The following is a 15,869-nucleotide window of genomic DNA, read 5'->3' on the forward strand; positions in this document are numbered from 1 at the left end:
AACAGTGTGCCAGTCGTTCACACAACTGGCTATCGGCGCACGACCAGATACAAACCGACCGCCATCATGATTCCCGCCGGCCAATAGGCCAACTGGTTCAGCGGTCCGCCAGCGGCAAGGACGGCGCCACCGGCCAGATGGGCCGTACCGAGCAGGCGCAGGAACCAGTCGTCACGGCGTCGACGCCACGGTGGCGGCGGGTCGTAGGCGTGGGGTTGGGACATGCGTTCGAGCAGGTCGCGGGCCATGTTGGCCAGGTGCGGGATCTGTTCGAATTGGCTGTGCACGTTGCCGAGCAGGGCTTTGGGGCTGACCCGCTCGCGCATCCAGCGTTCGAGGAATGGCTGAGCGGTGTTCCACAGATCGAGGTCCGGGTACAGCTGGCGGCCCAGGCCTTCGATGTTCAACAGGGTTTTTTGCAGCAGGACCAACTGTGGCTGCACTTCCATGTTGAAGCGGCGCGCAGTCTGGAACAGGCGCATCAGCACCTGACCGAAGGAAATATCTTTTAACGGTTTTTCGAAGATCGGCTCGCACACGGTACGGATCGCCGCTTCGAATTCGTTGAGCTTGGTTTCCGCCGGCACCCAGCCCGAATCGATGTGCAACTGCGCCACGCGACGGTAATCGCGCTTGAAGAAGGCGAACAGGTTGCGTGCCAGGTAGTCCTGGTCTTCCGGGGTCAGGCTGCCGACGATGCCGCAGTCGATCGCAATGTACTGCGGGCTCCACGGATTCACGGTGCTGACGAAAATGTTGCCGGGGTGCATGTCGGCGTGGAAGAAACTGTCGCGGAACACCTGGGTGAAGAAAATCTCCACGCCACGCTCGGCGAGCATTTTCATGTCCGTGCGCTGGTCGGCCAGAGTCGCCAGATCGGTAACCTGAATACCGTAGATGCGTTCCATCACCAGCACTTTCGGCCGGCACCAGTCCCAATAGACTTGCGGGACGTACAGCAGCGGCGAGCCGTCGAAGTTGCGCTTCAACTGGCTGGCGTTGGCCGCCTCGCGCAGCAGGTCGAGTTCGTCGTAGATGGTTTTTTCATAATCGCTGACCACGTCCACCGGGTGCAGCAGGCGTGCATCGGCCGAGAGTTTTTCGGCGGCGCGGGCGAGGATGAACAGCCACGCCAGGTCTTGGGCAATCACCGGTTTGAGGCCCGGGCGGATCACCTTGACCACCACTTCTTCACCGGTTTTCAGTTGCGCGGCGTGCACCTGCGCCACTGAGGCCGAGGCCAGCGGTTCGACGTCGAAACGGCTGAAGACTTCGCTGATTTTCTTGCCCAGCTGTTCTTCGATCAGCTTGACCGACACCTGCGAGTCGAATGGCGGTACGCGGTCCTGCAGCTTCATCAGTTCGTCGGCGATGTCCTCGGGCAACAGGTCGCGGCGAGTGGACAGGATCTGCCCGAACTTGATGAAGATCGGCCCCAGGTCCTGCAACGCCAGGCGCAAACGCGCGCCACGGCTCAGGTCCAGGGTCTTGCGCGGGAACCAGCGCCACGGCAAGGCGTAACGCAGCGCCCGCAAGAACCAGGGCAGCGGCAGGGCGAACAGCAGGTCATCGAGGCGGTAGCGGATCACGACGCGCTGGATGCGCAACAGACGGCGGACGGCAAGCAGCTTCATGCGTTATCGCTTGGGTCGAGGGATCGGGAAAGGCGCTCGAAACGCGCCTCGAGACGTTCAAGATCGAGCTTGATCTGGTCCAGCTCACTGAATCGGGCTTCGGCTTCGCGCTGGCCGACGAGGGTGCGCGATTCTTCGGCCAGGTATTCGCCCAGGTTCTGGTTGAGGCTGGCGAACCCTTGCTGATACCAGCGGGCGCGGCTGCGCAGGTGACCGCCGACCAGTTGCGTGGCCACCGGGCCGAGCCAGCGCGAGAGTTCGTACTCCCAATCCAGCTCCAGGTCCTGGAGGATCGCCGCCAGTTCCAGCAGCACGCCGCTGTCGCCGTCGAGTTCGACTTCAGGGGCGTGCAGGACCGAGGTCTTGTCCTTGCTCATCGCCAGTTTCAACAGGCTCGAGGCAGGTGCGCGCAAGGTGCAGTCGGCGCCGGTTTCCCACTGGGAGGCGAGCATCAGGCCTTCGTCGCTGGGCAGGATGAACAGTTGCAGCACCGGGCTGCGGCAATCGACGGCAATCACCTTGCCGGTCAAATGCGCCAGCCGCGGCAGCGCCGTGCTGTCGAGACGCAGCACCCGGTTCAGGCCGAGTTCAACGCTGGCGAGCAGGCCGGCGAGCAACATCAGGGCTTGATGCCGCGGTGCAGGGCAACGATGCCTGCGGTCATGTTGTGATAGGTCACGCGGTCGAAACCGGCCTCGACCATCATCGACTTCAGGGTTTCCTGGTTCGGGTGCATGCGGATCGATTCGGCCAGGTAGCGATAGCTTTCCGAGTCGTTGGTGATCAGCTTGCCCATCAGCGGCATGAAGGCGAACGAGTAAGCATCGTAGGCCTTGGACATCAGTGCGTTGGTCGGCTTAGAGAACTCCAGTACCAACAAGCGGCCACCCGGCTTGAGCACGCGCAGCATCGAGCGCAGGGCATCTTCCTTGTGGGTCACGTTGCGCAGGCCGAAGGCGATGGTCACGCAGTCGAAATGGTTGTCCGGGAACGGCAGTTTTTCCGCATCGGCCTGGACGAATTCGACGTTGCCGGCCACACCGAGGTCCAGGAGGCGGTCACGACCGACCTTGAGCATGGATTCGTTGATGTCGGCCAACACGACCTGGCCGGTAGGGCCTACCAGGTGCGAGAATTTTCTGGTCAGGTCGCCAGTGCCGCCGGCGATGTCGAGCACGCGGTTACCGGCACGAACGCCCGACAGTTCGATCGCGAAACGCTTCCACAGACGGTGCATGCCGCCCGACAGAAGGTCGTTCATCAGGTCGTACTTGGCGGCTACCGAGTGGAAAACCTCAGCGACTTTTTCCGCTTTCTGGCTTTCCGGAACGTTTTTGAAGCCGAAGTGAGTGGTGGGTTCGGCATCGCTGCCTTTGCGCTGATCAGTCATATCGCTGTCACCAAAAGAGAATGCGCGACATTCTAATCCCCAAGGCATGCTTTGTCTTGGCAAGGCTGAAGGTAAGATGGGCAACCATCGGGACGTTTTGACGCAGCAGAGGTCAAGATGCCTCGGGAAAGCATCCATAAAGCAGGAGTCATTTGATGGCCCGTATTAGTGTTGAACGTGCCCATGGCCTGGGTAAGGAAGCGGCTCGCGAGAAGGCCGACAAGCTGGCGCAGAAACTTTCCGACCAGTATGGCCTGGAGCCGCAGTGGTCCGGCGACACCCTCAACCTCAAGCGCTCGGGTGTGAAGGGTGCGGTGCATGTCAGTGAAGATTCGATCAAGGTCGACGTGGAACTGGGCCTGATGATGTCGGCCATGAGCGGCATGATCAAAGCGGAAATCGAAAAGGCGCTCGACAAGGCCCTGGCCTGATTTCCGAATGAAATCACATCCCCTGTGGGAGCGGGCTTGCTCGCGAAAGCGGTATGTCATTGAGCATCTATGTCGACTGACACACTGCCTTCGCGAGCAAGCCCGCTCCCACATTTGTTTTGTGGTGCCTCTACTGTTTATGTCAGTTGTTAGGGTGCCGTTTCTAATTTTTCTCCCTACTTTGTGCCAGAGCCCGACACTTTCCCGGGCAGTTCCTCAAACCTTCTGCGCGTGAGGTGCACCATGGCCAAAGTTATTTTGAAGAAAAAAATCGACCCGTCTACCGGCACGCTGGGCGACGTCAAATCCTATGCCCGCAAGATCTGGCTGGCAGGCCTGGGTGCCTACGCCAAGGTCGGCCAAGAGGGCAGCGAGTACTTTCAAGAGCTGATCAAGGCTGGTCAGGTTGTTGAAAAGAAAGGCAAAAAGGTAGTCGCTGAGAAGCTTGAAGCGGCCAATGCCGAGATCGATGAAGCCAAGAGTGAAGTCAGCACTTTCAAAGGCAAGGTCGAGGTTCAACTCGACAAGGTCGAGAAGGCGTTCGACACGCGTGTCGCAAGTACCTTGAATCGTATCGGTATTCCGTCTAAACATGACGTTGAGACACTCTCTGCTAAGCTCGATGAGCTGACGGCATTGCTCGAACGTGTCGCGCGTAAATCTTAAGGAGAACGGGATGGCTGTTAAAAAGAAAACCGAAAAAGAAGGCAGCTCGTGGATCGGGAAGGTTGAAGATTACTCCCGAAAAATCTGGCTGGCTGGTTTAGGCGTGTACTCGAAGATCGACACTGACGGCAGCAAACTCTTCGATGCATTGGTTAAGGACGGCGAGAAAGCCGAGAAGCTCACCAAGAGCGCTGTTGGCAAGACTGTCGACGCCGCCAAGGACTCCGCTTCTTCGGCCAAGTCGCGCATCAGCGGCGTGAAAGATCGCGCACTGGGCAAGTGGGATGAGCTGGAAGGTGCTTTCGACAAGCGTCTGAACAGCGCCATTTCGCGTCTGGGCGTACCGAGCCGCAACGAGGTCAAGGCACTGCACAGCAAGGTCGAAACCCTGACCAAGCAAATCGAAAAACTGACCGGTGCCAAGGTTGCGCCTGTTGCGGCGAAAACCGCGGCAGCCAAACCTGCTGCCAAAACCGCAGCCAAGCCACTGGCAAAAGCAGCGGCTAAACCTGCTGCCAAGCCTGCGGCTAAAACTGCAGCCGCCAAACCGGCCGCAGCCAAACCTGCAGCCAAGCCGGTGGCTGCAAAAGCCGCCGCCAAACCAGCGGCTAAACCGGCCGCCAAGCCTGCAGCGAAAACTGCAGCGGCCAAACCCGCTGCGGCGAAAAAACCAGCGGTGAAAAAGCCTGCAGTTCCAAAGGCCGTCGCGCCAAAACCAGCAGTGGCAGCTGCCAAACCGGCAACGCCGGCAGCTCCGGTCAGCGCTTCGAACTCCGCTACCGCACCGACCCCTGCGGTCACCCCGACTGTCGCGCCAGCTCCATCGACGCCAACCAGTCAGTCCTGATTTTCAGGGCTCAAGAAAACGCCCGGCCTGTGAAGGTCGGGCGTTTTTGTTTGTGTGCGAATCTCTGACCGACACAAGCCCAATGTGGGAGCGAGCTTGCTCGCGATGAGGCCATCACATTCAACATTGATGTTGGCTGATCCGCCGCCATCGCGAGCAAGCTCGCTCCCACAGGGTTGGTGGGTGTCAGGGTTATTCGTGGTCTTCCAGGTACTCCATCGCCATCTGTTCGGTCGCGGCCTTCATCGATGGCAGCAGGTGCGGCGCCACCAGCATCATGATCTGGTAAACCACCAATCGCACTTCGCCCTGACGATCAAGAATCCGCTGATAGTCCAGTGAGAAAAGCAACGTCATGGTGATCTGCTCCACCAGTTGCCCCAGTGCCTGGGTATCGCTGACCAGCAGCCCTTGCGCCTTCAATCGTGCCAGCAGCGACGCCAGTGTGCGCTTGAGTGCATTGAGCAGGTTGCGAATGCCCTTGGCCAGTTTTGGCAGGCGCCCGGCGAGGTTCGACAGATCCTGGAACAGGAACCGGTAGTGGGACAGGCGTTCGACGATCAGGTGCAGGAACAGCCAGTATTCTTCGGGTGCCAGTTCGGCATCGGCCGGTGGATCGAGCAAGGGGGCCAGTTCGCCCTGGAAACGCTCGAACAGCCCGAGAATCAGAGGCTCCTTGCCGTGGAAGTGGTAGTAGAGGTTGCCCGGGCTGATGCCCATCTCATTGGCAACTTCCATGGTGGAGACATTCGGTTCGCCCTTCTGATTGAACAACTGCAGGGCACATTCGAGGATCCGGTCGCGGGTTTTCATCCAGTCTTCTTAATGATCGGGTCTTGCCACGGCCGACAGTGGCCGTGGCTCGTTGAACGTCAGCGCACGCGCACGTAAGTACCGGGTGCTGCCTCCATCGGTGGATAGTTCTGGTTGCCGAGCGCCATGTGGGTTTCCTTCTGCGCGCCGGAGCGTTCCTGAATCCAGCCAAGCCATTGGGTCCACCAACTGCCATCGACACGCTTGGCGTCGTAGTACCAGGCCCGTGGGTCGCTGCTGAATTTGCCGTTCTCGACGTAGTTGGCTTTCGGGTTGCTCGGCGGGTTGAGGATGCTCTGCACATGGCCGCTGTTGGACAGCACGAAGCGCCGCTCGCCACCGAGCAACAGCGTCGAGCGATACACCGCGTCCCACGGCGTGATGTGATCGTTGATGCCGGCGACGCTGAAGCTGTCGACGGTGACCTTCTGCAAGTCGATCGGCGTGCCACACACTTCCAGGCCGCCGGGGTGAGTCAGCGGGTTGTGCTTGAAGAAGTCCAGCAGGTCGCCATGCAGGGCGGCCGGCAGGCGTGTGTTGTCGTTGTTCCAGTAGAGAATGTCGAACGCCGGTGGCTCCTTGCCCAACAGGTAGTTGTTGACGAAGTAGCTCCAGATCAAATCGTTCGGGCGCATCCAGGCGAAGACCTTGGCCATGTCACGGCCGTCCAATACACCTTTCTGATAGGAGCGGCGTTTGGCGGCTTCCAGGGTCTGTTCGTCGGCGAACAGCGTCGCGGGGCTATCCATCTGGCTGTCGAGCAGGCTCACCAGGTAAGTTGCGCTGGACACCCTGCGCAGCTGCCGTTTGGCCTGCAGGTGTCCTTGCAGCGCGGCAATGGTCAGACCGCCGGCGCAAGCGCCCATCAGGTTGACCTCCCGTGCGCCGGTGATCGCCCGGCAGACATTCATGGCCTCTTCTACCGCTTCCACGTAGGTCGAGAGCCCCCATTCGCGGTGACGCACATCCGGGTTGCGCCAACTGATCATGAAGGTTTGCAGGCCGTTTTTCAGCGCGTACTGGACGAAGCTGTTGTGGGGGCTCAGGTCGAAAATGTAGTACTTGTTGATTTGCGGCGGCACCACCAGCAGGGGCTTGGAATACTGCTTTTCGCTCATCGGTTTGTACTGGATCAACTCCAGCAGTTCGTTGCGAAACACCACGGCTCCGGTGGAGGTGGCGACCGTCTTGCCAACCTCGAATGCTTGCTTGGTGACTTGCCGGGGCAGGCCGTCGTTGTGCAGCAGATCGTCCACCAAATGGCTGATGCCACGCACCAGGCTGTTACCGCCGGAATTGAAGAGCTCCTTGACCGCCAGTGGATTGAGCAGGGTGTTGGAGGGTGATACGGCGTCGTTGAGCAAGGTGAACGCAAAGTGGGCACGGGCGCGGTCGTCCGGGCTCATGTCGCTCTCGTCGATCCAGCTCTTGACCTGTTTCTGCCAGCTAAGATAGGCCTGCAGGCTGCGCCGATAAAACGGGTTGAGGCTCCATGCCGGATCGGTGAAGCGAGCGTCCTGCGGGTTGGTCGGGTGCAGGGTTTCGCCCAGCAGCACACGACCAAGCTGGCCGCCGAGTTTGAGGGCATGTCGGGCACTGTGCACCGGATTGCGCAAGCCATGGGCGGCCACACTACGCAGGGTCGATAACAGATCCCGACCGCGCAGGCCGGTAATCGCACTCTGTGCATTGATGAACGCGGCGGGAGTCGGTAAGGAATCCCTCGCTGGTTTCTCGCGCATGAGTCAACACTCCTTCGTCTTCAGGCTAAAAACAAACACACCGAACCAGAACACCATAGACGCTGTAACGGGTTGTTGCGCGGCGTGGCGTCCTGCCGGCCGCTGATGCAGCGGTTTAGCTGCCCAATGGCGCCGGACGCGGATGCATCACCGCGCGCTGGCGCTCCTCTTCCAGGAATTTCATGATGATCGGGGCCACCGCTTCGGCCCGGGTAATCAGGAACAAATGCCCGTCATCGATGATGTGCAACTGGGCGTTGGGGATCCGCCAGGCCAGCAAGCGCATGTTGACCAACGGGATCAGCGGGTCATCGTCGCCGGCCAGTACCAGGGTCGGCTGGCGGATCTTGTGCAACCAGTGGATGCTGGTCCAGCCGAGGCCGGCGAACAGCTGCCAGTAGTATCCGAGCTTGCCCGCTGAACGCACCTTGGCCGCATGGCTCGCGGCCAGCGTCGGGTCGCGACGGAAAGCGCCGCCGTAGATCATCGGCGCAATGCGGATCACGTGGGACGGTTGGATGTAGCGTCGCGGGCTGGCCATCATCCACAGCACTTTCGGCTTGCCCGGTACCATCACCGCACCCGCCGCCGTTGCCGCCAGCACGAGTTTCTTGCAGCGCTCCGGATAGTCGTAGGCGAACTGTTGAGCCAGGGCGCCCCCCCAGGACACGCCGATGACGTTGACCTGCCCGTAGTCGAGATAGTCGAGCATCCGCGCTGTGAGCTTCGCAAGGCTCGGAAAACGATACGGCCGGTTTGGTGTCGACGAACCGCCGACGCCGGGTACGTCGAAGGCGATGACTTCCAGGTCCGGGTCCAGTGCCGCGATGAACGGGAACACCAGCTCCAGGTTGGCGCCGATGCCGTTGAAAATCAGCAGGGGCGTCAAGTGAGGCTTGCCGGGGCGTACCGCCGTGCGGAGCGTCTGGCCATCCAGATCGACGGTACGGAATATGAAGGGTTGCGGCATGCTTCTGGCCCTGTGGGTCGCTTTCTCAAATTCTTCCTCGACCCCTTTGTGGGAGCGAGCTTGCTCGCGATAGCGGAGTGTCAGTCAGCGCATATGCCAAACCTGCCACCGTCATCGCGAGCAAGCTCGCTCCCACAGGGAAGTCGAGGTGTGTCAGTTACCGCTCATGCACATAGGTGCCTGGCGCGGCTTCACCCGCGGGATAGGCCTTGTTGCCCAATTTCAGCGGAGCTTTTTTCAGGTTGCCCGAACGCTGTGCCTGCCACGCCTGCCAGTGCAGCCACCAGGAGTCGGCGTGCTTGGTCGACTCTTCCTGCCAGTCATCGGCATTGGCGGGCATTTCAGTGCTGGTCATGTAGCGCGATTTCGGATTGCCCGGCGGGTTCAGAATGCTCTGGATGTGTCCGCTGCTGGACAGTACGAATTCAACGTTGCCGCCGAACAGTTGCGCCGACTTGTAGCAGGAGCGCCACGGGGTAATGTGGTCGCTGGTGCCGGCCAGCGAGAAGATGTCGGCGGTGACCTTCTTCAGATCGATCGGCGTACCGCACACTTCCAGTGCATCGGCACGGGTCAACGGGTTACTTTTGAACATCTCGATCAGGTCGCCATGGAACGCGGCGGGCAACCGGGTGGTGTCGTTGTTCCAGAACAGAATGTCGAATACCGGAGGTTCGTTGCCCAACAGGTAGTTGTTGACCCAGTAGTTCCAGATCAGGTCGTTGGGGCGCATCCAGGCGAAGACTTTCGCCATGTCGCGGCCTTCGAGTACACCGGCCTGGTACGACTGGCGCTTGGCGGCTTCCAGGGTTTGCTCGTCGACGAACAGGGCCACGTCGCTGTCCAGGGTGGTGTCGAGCACGCTGACCAGCAGGGTCAGGGCGTTGACCTTGTTCTCGCCGATTGCCGCGTAGTGGCCCAGCAGCGCGGTGCAGGTGATGCCGCCGGAGCAGGCACCGAGCATGTTCACGTCTTTGCTGCCGGTGATGGCGGTGACCACATCAACCGCTTCCTTGAGCGCTTCGATGTAGGTCGACAGGCCCCACTCGCGCTGCTCCTTGGTCGGGTTGCGCCAGCTGACGATGAAGGTCTGCATGTTGTTGCGCAGGCAGAATCGCGCCAGGCTCTTTTCCGGGCTCAGGTCGAAAACGTAGAACTTGTTGATCTGCGGCGGTACCACCAGCAGTGGGCGTTCATGCACCTGCTCGGTGATCGGCTTGTACTGGATCAGCTCCAGCACGTCGTTGCGAAAGACCACCGCGCCCTCGGTCACACCAAGGGTCTTGCCGACCTCGAATGCACCCATGTTGACCTGGCTCGGCATGCCGCCGTTATGCACCAGGTCCTTGGCCAGGTGCGAGAGGCCGTCGAGCAGGCTCTTGCCACCGGTTTCGAAGAAGCGCTTGACCGCCGCCGGGTTGGCCGCCGTGTTGGTCGGGGCGAAGGCCTCGGTCATGAGGTTGATCACGAAGTGCCCGCGGCTGACGTCCTTGGCCGGCAGGTTACTGTCGTCGATCCAGTCGTGGAGTTCCTTGCGCCACGCCAGGTAGGTTTGCAGATAACGTTTGTAGAGCGGGTTCTGGCTCCAGGCCGGATCCGCGAAGCGACGGTCATCGCTGGTCGGCAGCAGCTCGGATTTGCCGAGCAGCACGTTCTTGAGTTCAAGGCCGAAATGAGCGACATGCCTGGCGCTGTGTATCGGTTGCTTGATGGCCTGCCTGAGCACCATTCGAGCAGAAGCCAGTAGATCCTTTCCACGCAGTCCAACGACAGGATTCAGCCCCAAGGTGTTTTCCGAGGCTTGACTCTTCAAGTCATCGTTATTCTTGTTACTCATCTACGACGCTCCATTGTCCTGAGACGAGTACCGGGTCCTGCTGTGTAGTCACACAGCCAATGCCAGGTACTACTGCTCGGGGTGACCGTTAATACTGCATCGCTGCTTTTTTAATGCAGAGAGCACTGCAGGGAACTTGCCAGTTCCATTGGTTACCCGAGTTTAATTTTTTTCGCAAGCAGGCCAATCGGCGGCCCTGGAGCGGAGCATTCAAACAGATGAAATTAGAAAATGCCCTCTAATGAGCAAGAGGCTCGGATTAGAGCATCAGCCTGACGACGGATTCGTTCGGATCGCGGGTTTTTCCGGCGGCTTTTAGCTCGGCCAGATAATCTTCCCAGAGTGCGTCATAACGTCGCCCCAGCTCGTACAGATATTCCCAGGTGAACAAGCCGCTGTCGTGGCCGTCATCGAAGGTCAATTTCAGTGCGTACTGACCGGCGGGTTCTACCTTGGTCAGTCCTACGTTGATCTTGCCAAATTGCAGGATGGGTTTGCCGTGGCCCTGGACCTCGGCGGAAGGAGAGTGCACGCGCAAGAACTCGGCGGGCAGGGTGTACTCCTCGCCGGACGCGTATTTGAGCGTCAGGGTTTTCGAGGCTTTGTGCAGCTTGATGTCGGTGGGGAGTTGGGTCATGAGCGCCGTTCCGTTTTTGGATGGAACCCTGTAGGAGCGAGCTTGCTCGCGATGGTCGATCAGTTGCATCAATGTTGACTGACACACCATCGCGAGCAGGCTCGCTCCTACAAGTATGGCTTACAGGATATAACGGGACAGGTCTTCGTTCTGCGCCAATTCGCCCAGGTGGCTGTTGACGTAGTCGGCGTCGATCTGGATCACCTTGTCGTCATGGGCGCTGGCCAGGTCGCCGGCGCTGAACGACACCTCTTCGAGCAGGCGCTCGAGCAGGGTGTGCAGGCGACGGGCACCGATGTTTTCGGTTTTCTCGTTGACCTGCCAGGCGATCTCCGCGATGCGCTTGATGCCGCTCGGCTGGAACTCGATGCCCAGGCCTTCGGTTTTCAGCAGAGCGCAGTATTGCTCGGTGAGCGAGGCGTGAGGCTCGCTGAGGATGCGTTCGAAATCCTCAGGGGTCAGGGCCTTGAGTTCGACACGGATCGGCAGACGGCCTTGCAGCTCGGGCACCAGGTCGCTCGGCTTGCTCAGGTGGAACGCACCCGAAGCAATGAACAGGATGTGGTCGGTCTTGACCATACCCAGCTTGGTGTTGACGGTGCAGCCTTCGATCAGCGGCAGCAGGTCGCGCTGCACGCCTTCGCGGGACACATCGACGCCACCGGAATTGCCACGCTTGGCGACCTTGTCGATTTCGTCGATGAACACGATGCCGTGCTGCTCGACCGCTTCCAGGGCCTTGGCCTTCAACTCTTCATCGTTGACCAGGCGACCGGCTTCTTCGTCGCGCACCAGCTTGAGCGCTTCCTTGACCTTGAGCTTGCGGGCTTTCTTCTTGCCCTTGCCCATGTTGGCAAACAGGCTTTGCAACTGGTTGGTCATTTCTTCCATGCCCGGTGGCGCGGAGATATCGACGCCGGCCATTTCGGCGACTTCGATTTCGATCTCCTTGTCATCCAGCTGACCTTCACGCAGGCGCTTGCGGAACAGCTGGCGGGTGTTGGAATCGGCAGTCGGGGCATCGTCGTTGCTGAAACCCATGCGCGCCGGTGGCAGCAATGCATCGAGGATGCGCTCTTCGGCGGCGTCTTCGGCGCGGTGGCGAACCTTGACGATTTCCTGTTCGCGCAGCAGCTTGATCGCTGCATCGGCCAGGTCACGAATGATCGATTCGACGTCGCGGCCGACATAGCCGACTTCAGTGAACTTGGTCGCTTCGACCTTGATGAACGGCGCATTGGCCAGTTTGGCCAGGCGACGGGCGATCTCGGTTTTACCGACACCGGTCGGGCCAATCATCAGGATGTTCTTTGGCGTTACTTCAACGCGCAGCTCTTCAGGCAGTTGCATGCGGCGCCAGCGGTTGCGCAGGGCAATGGCGACGGCGCGCTTGGCATCGTCCTGGCCGATGATGTGGCGGTTGAGTTCGTGGACGATTTCACGGGGAGTCATGGACATAATATTCAGTGGACCTCAAGCAAGAATGAGCCGTGGTGCGATGGCTGCACGGGCTTACTCGGCGCAGTCCTGCTCCTCAATGGTCTGGGTGTGGTTGGTGAATACACAGATGTCGCCGGCGATACCGAGGGCGGTTTCGACGATTTCCCGGGCTGACAGGTCGGTCTTTTTCAGCAGCGCGCTGGCCGCGGCCTGGGCGTAGGCGCCACCGGAACCCATGGCGATCAGGCCGTCTTCGGGCTCAACCACATCGCCGTTGCCGGTGATGATCAGGGAGGCGTCCTTGTTGGCGACCGCGAGCATGGCTTCAAGGCGGCTCAGGGAACGGTCGGTGCGCCATTCTTTGGCGAGTTCGACGGCGGCGCGCACCAGGTGACCCTGGTGTTTTTCAAGCTGGCCTTCGAAGCGTTCGAAGAGGGTAAAGGCGTCAGCGGTGGCACCGGCAAAACCGGCGATGACCTGACCGTGGTACAGGCGGCGAACTTTTTTCGCGTTGCCTTTCATCACGGTATTACCAAGGGAAACCTGGCCGTCGCCGCCCATGACGACTTTGCCGTGGCGGCGAACTGAAACGATGGTGGTCAAGGGAAGAGTCTCCACGCAGCGGGGCGAAAATGCCTTATGCCCATTCATATGGGGGTGGTGGAGAGGATTTCAACTGAAGGAAGCGGCGGGGGACGAATGGCGTGCAATAACTGTGGCGAGGGGGCTCGCCCCCGTTCGGTCGCGCAGCGGCCGCCAAACCGGAATTCGGGATTTGTCTGAAGCAACGTGGTGTCCGGGTTTGGGGGCGCTTCGCACCCCAGCGGGGGCAAGCCCCCTCGCCACAGGGTTTGTGGGCAACCTCAAGCAAGGTGCCCACAGGGAGGGATCAGCGGCTCTGGCGTTGTTGTAACAACAAATTGCTGAAGCCTGCGCCCGCCAATTGTTTCTGCGCGGTGGTCAGTTGCTCGCGGTTGCTGAACGGCCCGACCAGAACCCGATACCAGGTTTCGTCCTTCACCGTCCCGGACTCAACCGCCACGGCCTGGCCCAGCAGGATGATCTGCGCCCGCACCTTGTCCGCATCGGTCTCTTTGCGGAACGAGCCAGCCTGCAGGAAAAACTTCGTCACAGGCGCAGCCTTGACCGGTGGTGCAGGAGGCGGAGTAATCCCGGCCAAGGCAGCCTGGGCCCGTGCGGTGTCGATCTTCGCCGCTTCGGCCGGGGTGACCGGCGTGGTCGGGATGGCCGGCACTTGCGGCGTCGGCAGGGTTTTTTCCGGCACGGCATCCGGCGGCACGATGACTTCCGATTCCGGCAGCAAGGTGTAGAAGTCGTACTTCGGCTTCACCGGTTGCGTCGGGCTCGGCGGGGTCTTGTTGGCCTCGGCGATCTTGCTGGCTTTCTGCTGTTGCTCGACCTTTTCACGCTTGACCGTGTCGCTGCCCTTGCCCGGCTCCAGTTTCATCAAGAACACAAGGAACGCACCGACCGTGAGGCCGATGACCATCCACAACCAACCCGGAATCGGTTGCTTTGCAGGAGCTTGGTAACGGCTGGCGCCACGCTTGGGTGCAGGTTTTTTCTTGGCAGCCAACTTACATACGCTCCAGAGTGTCCAGGCCCAAGAGTTCCAGGCCTTGCTTGAGGGTGCGTCCGGTCAGCGCGGCGAGGCGCAGGCGGCTCTGCATTTGTGCCGGGGTATCGGCGGCGAGGATCGGGCAGTTCTCGTAGAAGCTGGAGAACAGGCCGGCGACGTCGTACAGGTAAGTGCAAAGGATGTGCGGGGTGCCTTTTTCGGACACGTTGTTCAGGATTTCGCCAAACTGCGCGAGCTTCGCCGCCAGTTCATGTTCGTGCGCCGCTTCGAGGACGATCTGGCCGTCGACTTCACTGAAGTCCTTGCCGAGCTTGCGGAACACGCCGGCCACGCGGGTGTAGGCGTACAGCAGGTACGGCGCGGTGTTGCCTTCGAAGTTGAGCATCAGGTCGAAGTTGAAGCTGTAGTCGCTGGTGCGGTGCTTGGACAGGTCGGCGTACTTCACTGCGCCGATGCCCACCACCTTGGCGATGTTGCGCAACTCGGCTTCGGCAAGTTCCGGGTTCTTGTCCTTGACCAGGGTGTAGGCGCGCTCCTGGGCTTCGGTCAGCAGGTCGATCAGCTTCACGGTGCCGCCATCACGGGTTTTGAACGGACGACCGTCCGCGCCGTTCATGGTGCCGAAGCCCATGTGTTCCATTTCCATCGGATGGGTCACGAAACCGGCCTTGCGCGCCACGGCGAACACTTGCTGGAAGTGCAGGGCCTGACGCTGGTCGACGAAGTACAGCGCACGATCGGCCTTGAGCTTGCCGCTGCGGTAGCGCACGGCCGCCAGGTCGGTGGTGGCGTAGAGGTAGCCGCCGTCAGCCTTGACGATGATCACCGGCAGCGGGTCGCCGTCGGCGTTCTTGAACTCGTCGAGGAACACGCATTGGGCGCCGTTGCTCTCGACCAGCATGCCTGCGGCCTTCAAGTCGTTGACCACGTTGATCAGGTCGTCGTTGTAGGCGCTTTCGCCCATCACGTCGGCCATGGTCAGTTTAACGTTGAGCAGTTCGTAGATCTTCTGGCAGTGGGACAGCGAGATGTCCTTGAACTTGGTCCACAGGGCCAGGCAATCGGCGTCGCCGGCCTGCAACTTGACCACCAGGCCACGGGCGCGGTCGGCGAACTCTTCGGATTCGTCGAAGCGTTGCTTGGCGGCGCGGTAGAAGTTCTCCAGGTCCGACAGCTCGTCGCTGGTGATCGGGTTTTCCTGCAGGTAAGCCATCAGCATGCCGAACTGGGTGCCCCAGTCGCCGACGTGGTTCTGACGGATCACGGTGTCGCCGAGGAACTCCAGCACGCGGGCCACGCCGTCGCCGATGATGGTCGAGCGCAGGTGACCTACGTGCATCTCCTTGGCCAGGTTCGGCGCCGACAGGTCGACCACGGTGCGCTGCACCGGGCCGGCCTTGCGCACGCCGATGTGGGTGTCGGCCAGGGCCGCGTCCAGGCGTGCGGCCAGGGCGTCGGTGTTCTGGAAGAAGTTCAGGAAGCCCGGGCCGGCGATTTCGGTCTTGGCGACATTTTCGTCAGCCGGCAGGGCGGCGATGATTTTTTCCGCCAGGTCGCGGGGCTTCATGCCAGCGGGCTTGGCCAGCATCATGGCGATGTTGCTGGCGAAATCGCCGTTCTTCTTGTCGCGGGAGTTTTCCACCTGGATCGCCGGCGACAGGCCTTCAGGCAACACACCTTCGTTGACGAGTTGGGTGATGGCTTGTTGGATCAGCTGGCGAATGGTGTCTTTCATGGTCTTCTCTTTCGACCGCAGGTGCGGCGGCGCATCATGCGCTGGTGGAAAAACTGGGCATTATCCGTTGCGAAGACGGGCTTGCCAACCTTAGCAGGCAGGATGTGGATGTGTGGTGACAATTAGG

At 60.5% G+C, this 15,869-nt stretch carries 15 protein-coding genes; 3 read left to right on the top strand and 12 right to left on the bottom strand.

The window, feature by feature from the left end; all coding sequences use genetic code 11:
- Nucleotides 1-29 precede the first annotated feature (29 nt).
- The 3 genes from ubiB to ubiE are packed head-to-tail and all read right to left on the bottom strand — an operon-like array spanning nt 30 to nt 3,024.
- The gene (ubiB, locus tag ABIE16_RS20685) at nt 30-1,634 is read right to left on the bottom strand and encodes a ubiquinone biosynthesis regulatory protein kinase UbiB (RefSeq protein ID WP_057712369.1); all 1,605 of its coding nucleotides are present in this window, start codon (nt 1,632-1,634) and stop codon (nt 30-32) included.
- The gene (locus ABIE16_RS20690) at nt 1,631-2,254 is read right to left on the bottom strand and encodes a ubiquinone biosynthesis accessory factor UbiJ (RefSeq protein ID WP_057712368.1); all 624 of its coding nucleotides are present in this window, start codon (nt 2,252-2,254) and stop codon (nt 1,631-1,633) included. The genes ubiB and ABIE16_RS20690 overlap by 4 nt, the downstream gene beginning before the upstream one ends.
- A complete protein-coding gene (gene ubiE, locus ABIE16_RS20695) occupies nt 2,254-3,024 on the bottom strand; it encodes a bifunctional demethylmenaquinone methyltransferase/2-methoxy-6-polyprenyl-1,4-benzoquinol methylase UbiE (RefSeq protein ID WP_007975568.1) in 771 nt (256 codons plus the stop codon). The genes ABIE16_RS20690 and ubiE overlap by 1 nt, the downstream gene beginning before the upstream one ends.
- Nucleotides 3,025-3,179: 155 nt before the next feature.
- Between ubiE and ABIE16_RS20700 the strand changes: the two genes are divergently transcribed.
- The 3 genes from ABIE16_RS20700 to ABIE16_RS20710 all read left to right on the top strand — a co-directional run bounded on the left by ABIE16_RS20700 (nt 3,180) and on the right by ABIE16_RS20710 (nt 4,968).
- The gene (locus ABIE16_RS20700; protein ID WP_150811973.1) at nt 3,180-3,455 is read left to right on the top strand and encodes a polyhydroxyalkanoic acid system family protein; all 276 of its coding nucleotides are present in this window, start codon (nt 3,180-3,182) and stop codon (nt 3,453-3,455) included.
- Between the two features lie 243 nt (nt 3,456-3,698).
- Complete coding sequence (locus ABIE16_RS20705; protein WP_057712367.1) at nt 3,699-4,121, top strand: phasin family protein; 423 nt, start codon at nt 3,699-3,701, stop codon at nt 4,119-4,121.
- A 10-nt stretch (nt 4,122-4,131) separates the two neighbouring features.
- Nucleotides 4,132-4,968, top strand: a complete 837-nt coding sequence (locus tag ABIE16_RS20710) for a phasin family protein (protein WP_090452655.1) — start codon at nt 4,132-4,134, stop codon at nt 4,966-4,968.
- Between the two features lie 192 nt (nt 4,969-5,160).
- Here the strand turns inward: ABIE16_RS20710 and ABIE16_RS20715 are convergent, their stop codons facing one another.
- The 9 genes from ABIE16_RS20715 to argS all read right to left on the bottom strand — a co-directional run bounded on the left by ABIE16_RS20715 (nt 5,161) and on the right by argS (nt 15,742).
- Nucleotides 5,161-5,781: a TetR/AcrR family transcriptional regulator gene (locus ABIE16_RS20715; protein WP_057712365.1), complete on the bottom strand. Its 621-nt coding sequence runs from the start codon at nt 5,779-5,781 to the stop codon at nt 5,161-5,163.
- A 59-nt stretch (nt 5,782-5,840) separates the two neighbouring features.
- On the bottom strand, nt 5,841-7,523 hold the full coding sequence (gene phaC / locus ABIE16_RS20720) for a class II poly(R)-hydroxyalkanoic acid synthase (protein WP_057712364.1): 1,683 nt from the start codon (nt 7,521-7,523) through the stop codon (nt 5,841-5,843).
- A gap of 115 nt (nt 7,524-7,638) precedes the next feature.
- Complete coding sequence (gene phaZ / locus ABIE16_RS20725; RefSeq protein WP_057712363.1) at nt 7,639-8,493, bottom strand: poly(3-hydroxyalkanoate) depolymerase; 855 nt, start codon at nt 8,491-8,493, stop codon at nt 7,639-7,641.
- 157 nt (nt 8,494-8,650) lie between these two features.
- The gene (phaC, locus tag ABIE16_RS20730; RefSeq protein ID WP_057712362.1) at nt 8,651-10,330 is read right to left on the bottom strand and encodes a class II poly(R)-hydroxyalkanoic acid synthase; all 1,680 of its coding nucleotides are present in this window, start codon (nt 10,328-10,330) and stop codon (nt 8,651-8,653) included.
- 259 nt (nt 10,331-10,589) lie between these two features.
- A complete protein-coding gene (locus ABIE16_RS20735; protein WP_150811969.1) occupies nt 10,590-10,967 on the bottom strand; it encodes a gamma-butyrobetaine hydroxylase-like domain-containing protein in 378 nt (125 codons plus the stop codon).
- A gap of 120 nt (nt 10,968-11,087) precedes the next feature.
- Nucleotides 11,088-12,425: an HslU--HslV peptidase ATPase subunit gene (gene hslU / locus ABIE16_RS20740; RefSeq protein ID WP_340312431.1), complete on the bottom strand. Its 1,338-nt coding sequence runs from the start codon at nt 12,423-12,425 to the stop codon at nt 11,088-11,090.
- 54 nt (nt 12,426-12,479) lie between these two features.
- The gene (gene hslV / locus ABIE16_RS20745) at nt 12,480-13,010 is read right to left on the bottom strand and encodes an ATP-dependent protease subunit HslV (RefSeq protein ID WP_007975582.1); all 531 of its coding nucleotides are present in this window, start codon (nt 13,008-13,010) and stop codon (nt 12,480-12,482) included.
- A 286-nt stretch (nt 13,011-13,296) separates the two neighbouring features.
- The gene (locus tag ABIE16_RS20750; RefSeq protein ID WP_150726570.1) at nt 13,297-14,004 is read right to left on the bottom strand and encodes an SPOR domain-containing protein; all 708 of its coding nucleotides are present in this window, start codon (nt 14,002-14,004) and stop codon (nt 13,297-13,299) included.
- 1 nt (nt 14,005) lies between these two features.
- Nucleotides 14,006-15,742: an arginine--tRNA ligase gene (gene argS, locus ABIE16_RS20755; RefSeq protein WP_429521829.1), complete on the bottom strand. Its 1,737-nt coding sequence runs from the start codon at nt 15,740-15,742 to the stop codon at nt 14,006-14,008.
- Between the last annotated feature and the right edge of the window lie 127 nt (nt 15,743-15,869).

The sequence above is a fragment of the Pseudomonas sp. 2725 genome, assembly GCF_050434585.1.
In the GTDB taxonomy this organism is placed as follows: domain Bacteria; phylum Pseudomonadota; class Gammaproteobacteria; order Pseudomonadales; family Pseudomonadaceae; genus Aquipseudomonas; species Aquipseudomonas jessenii.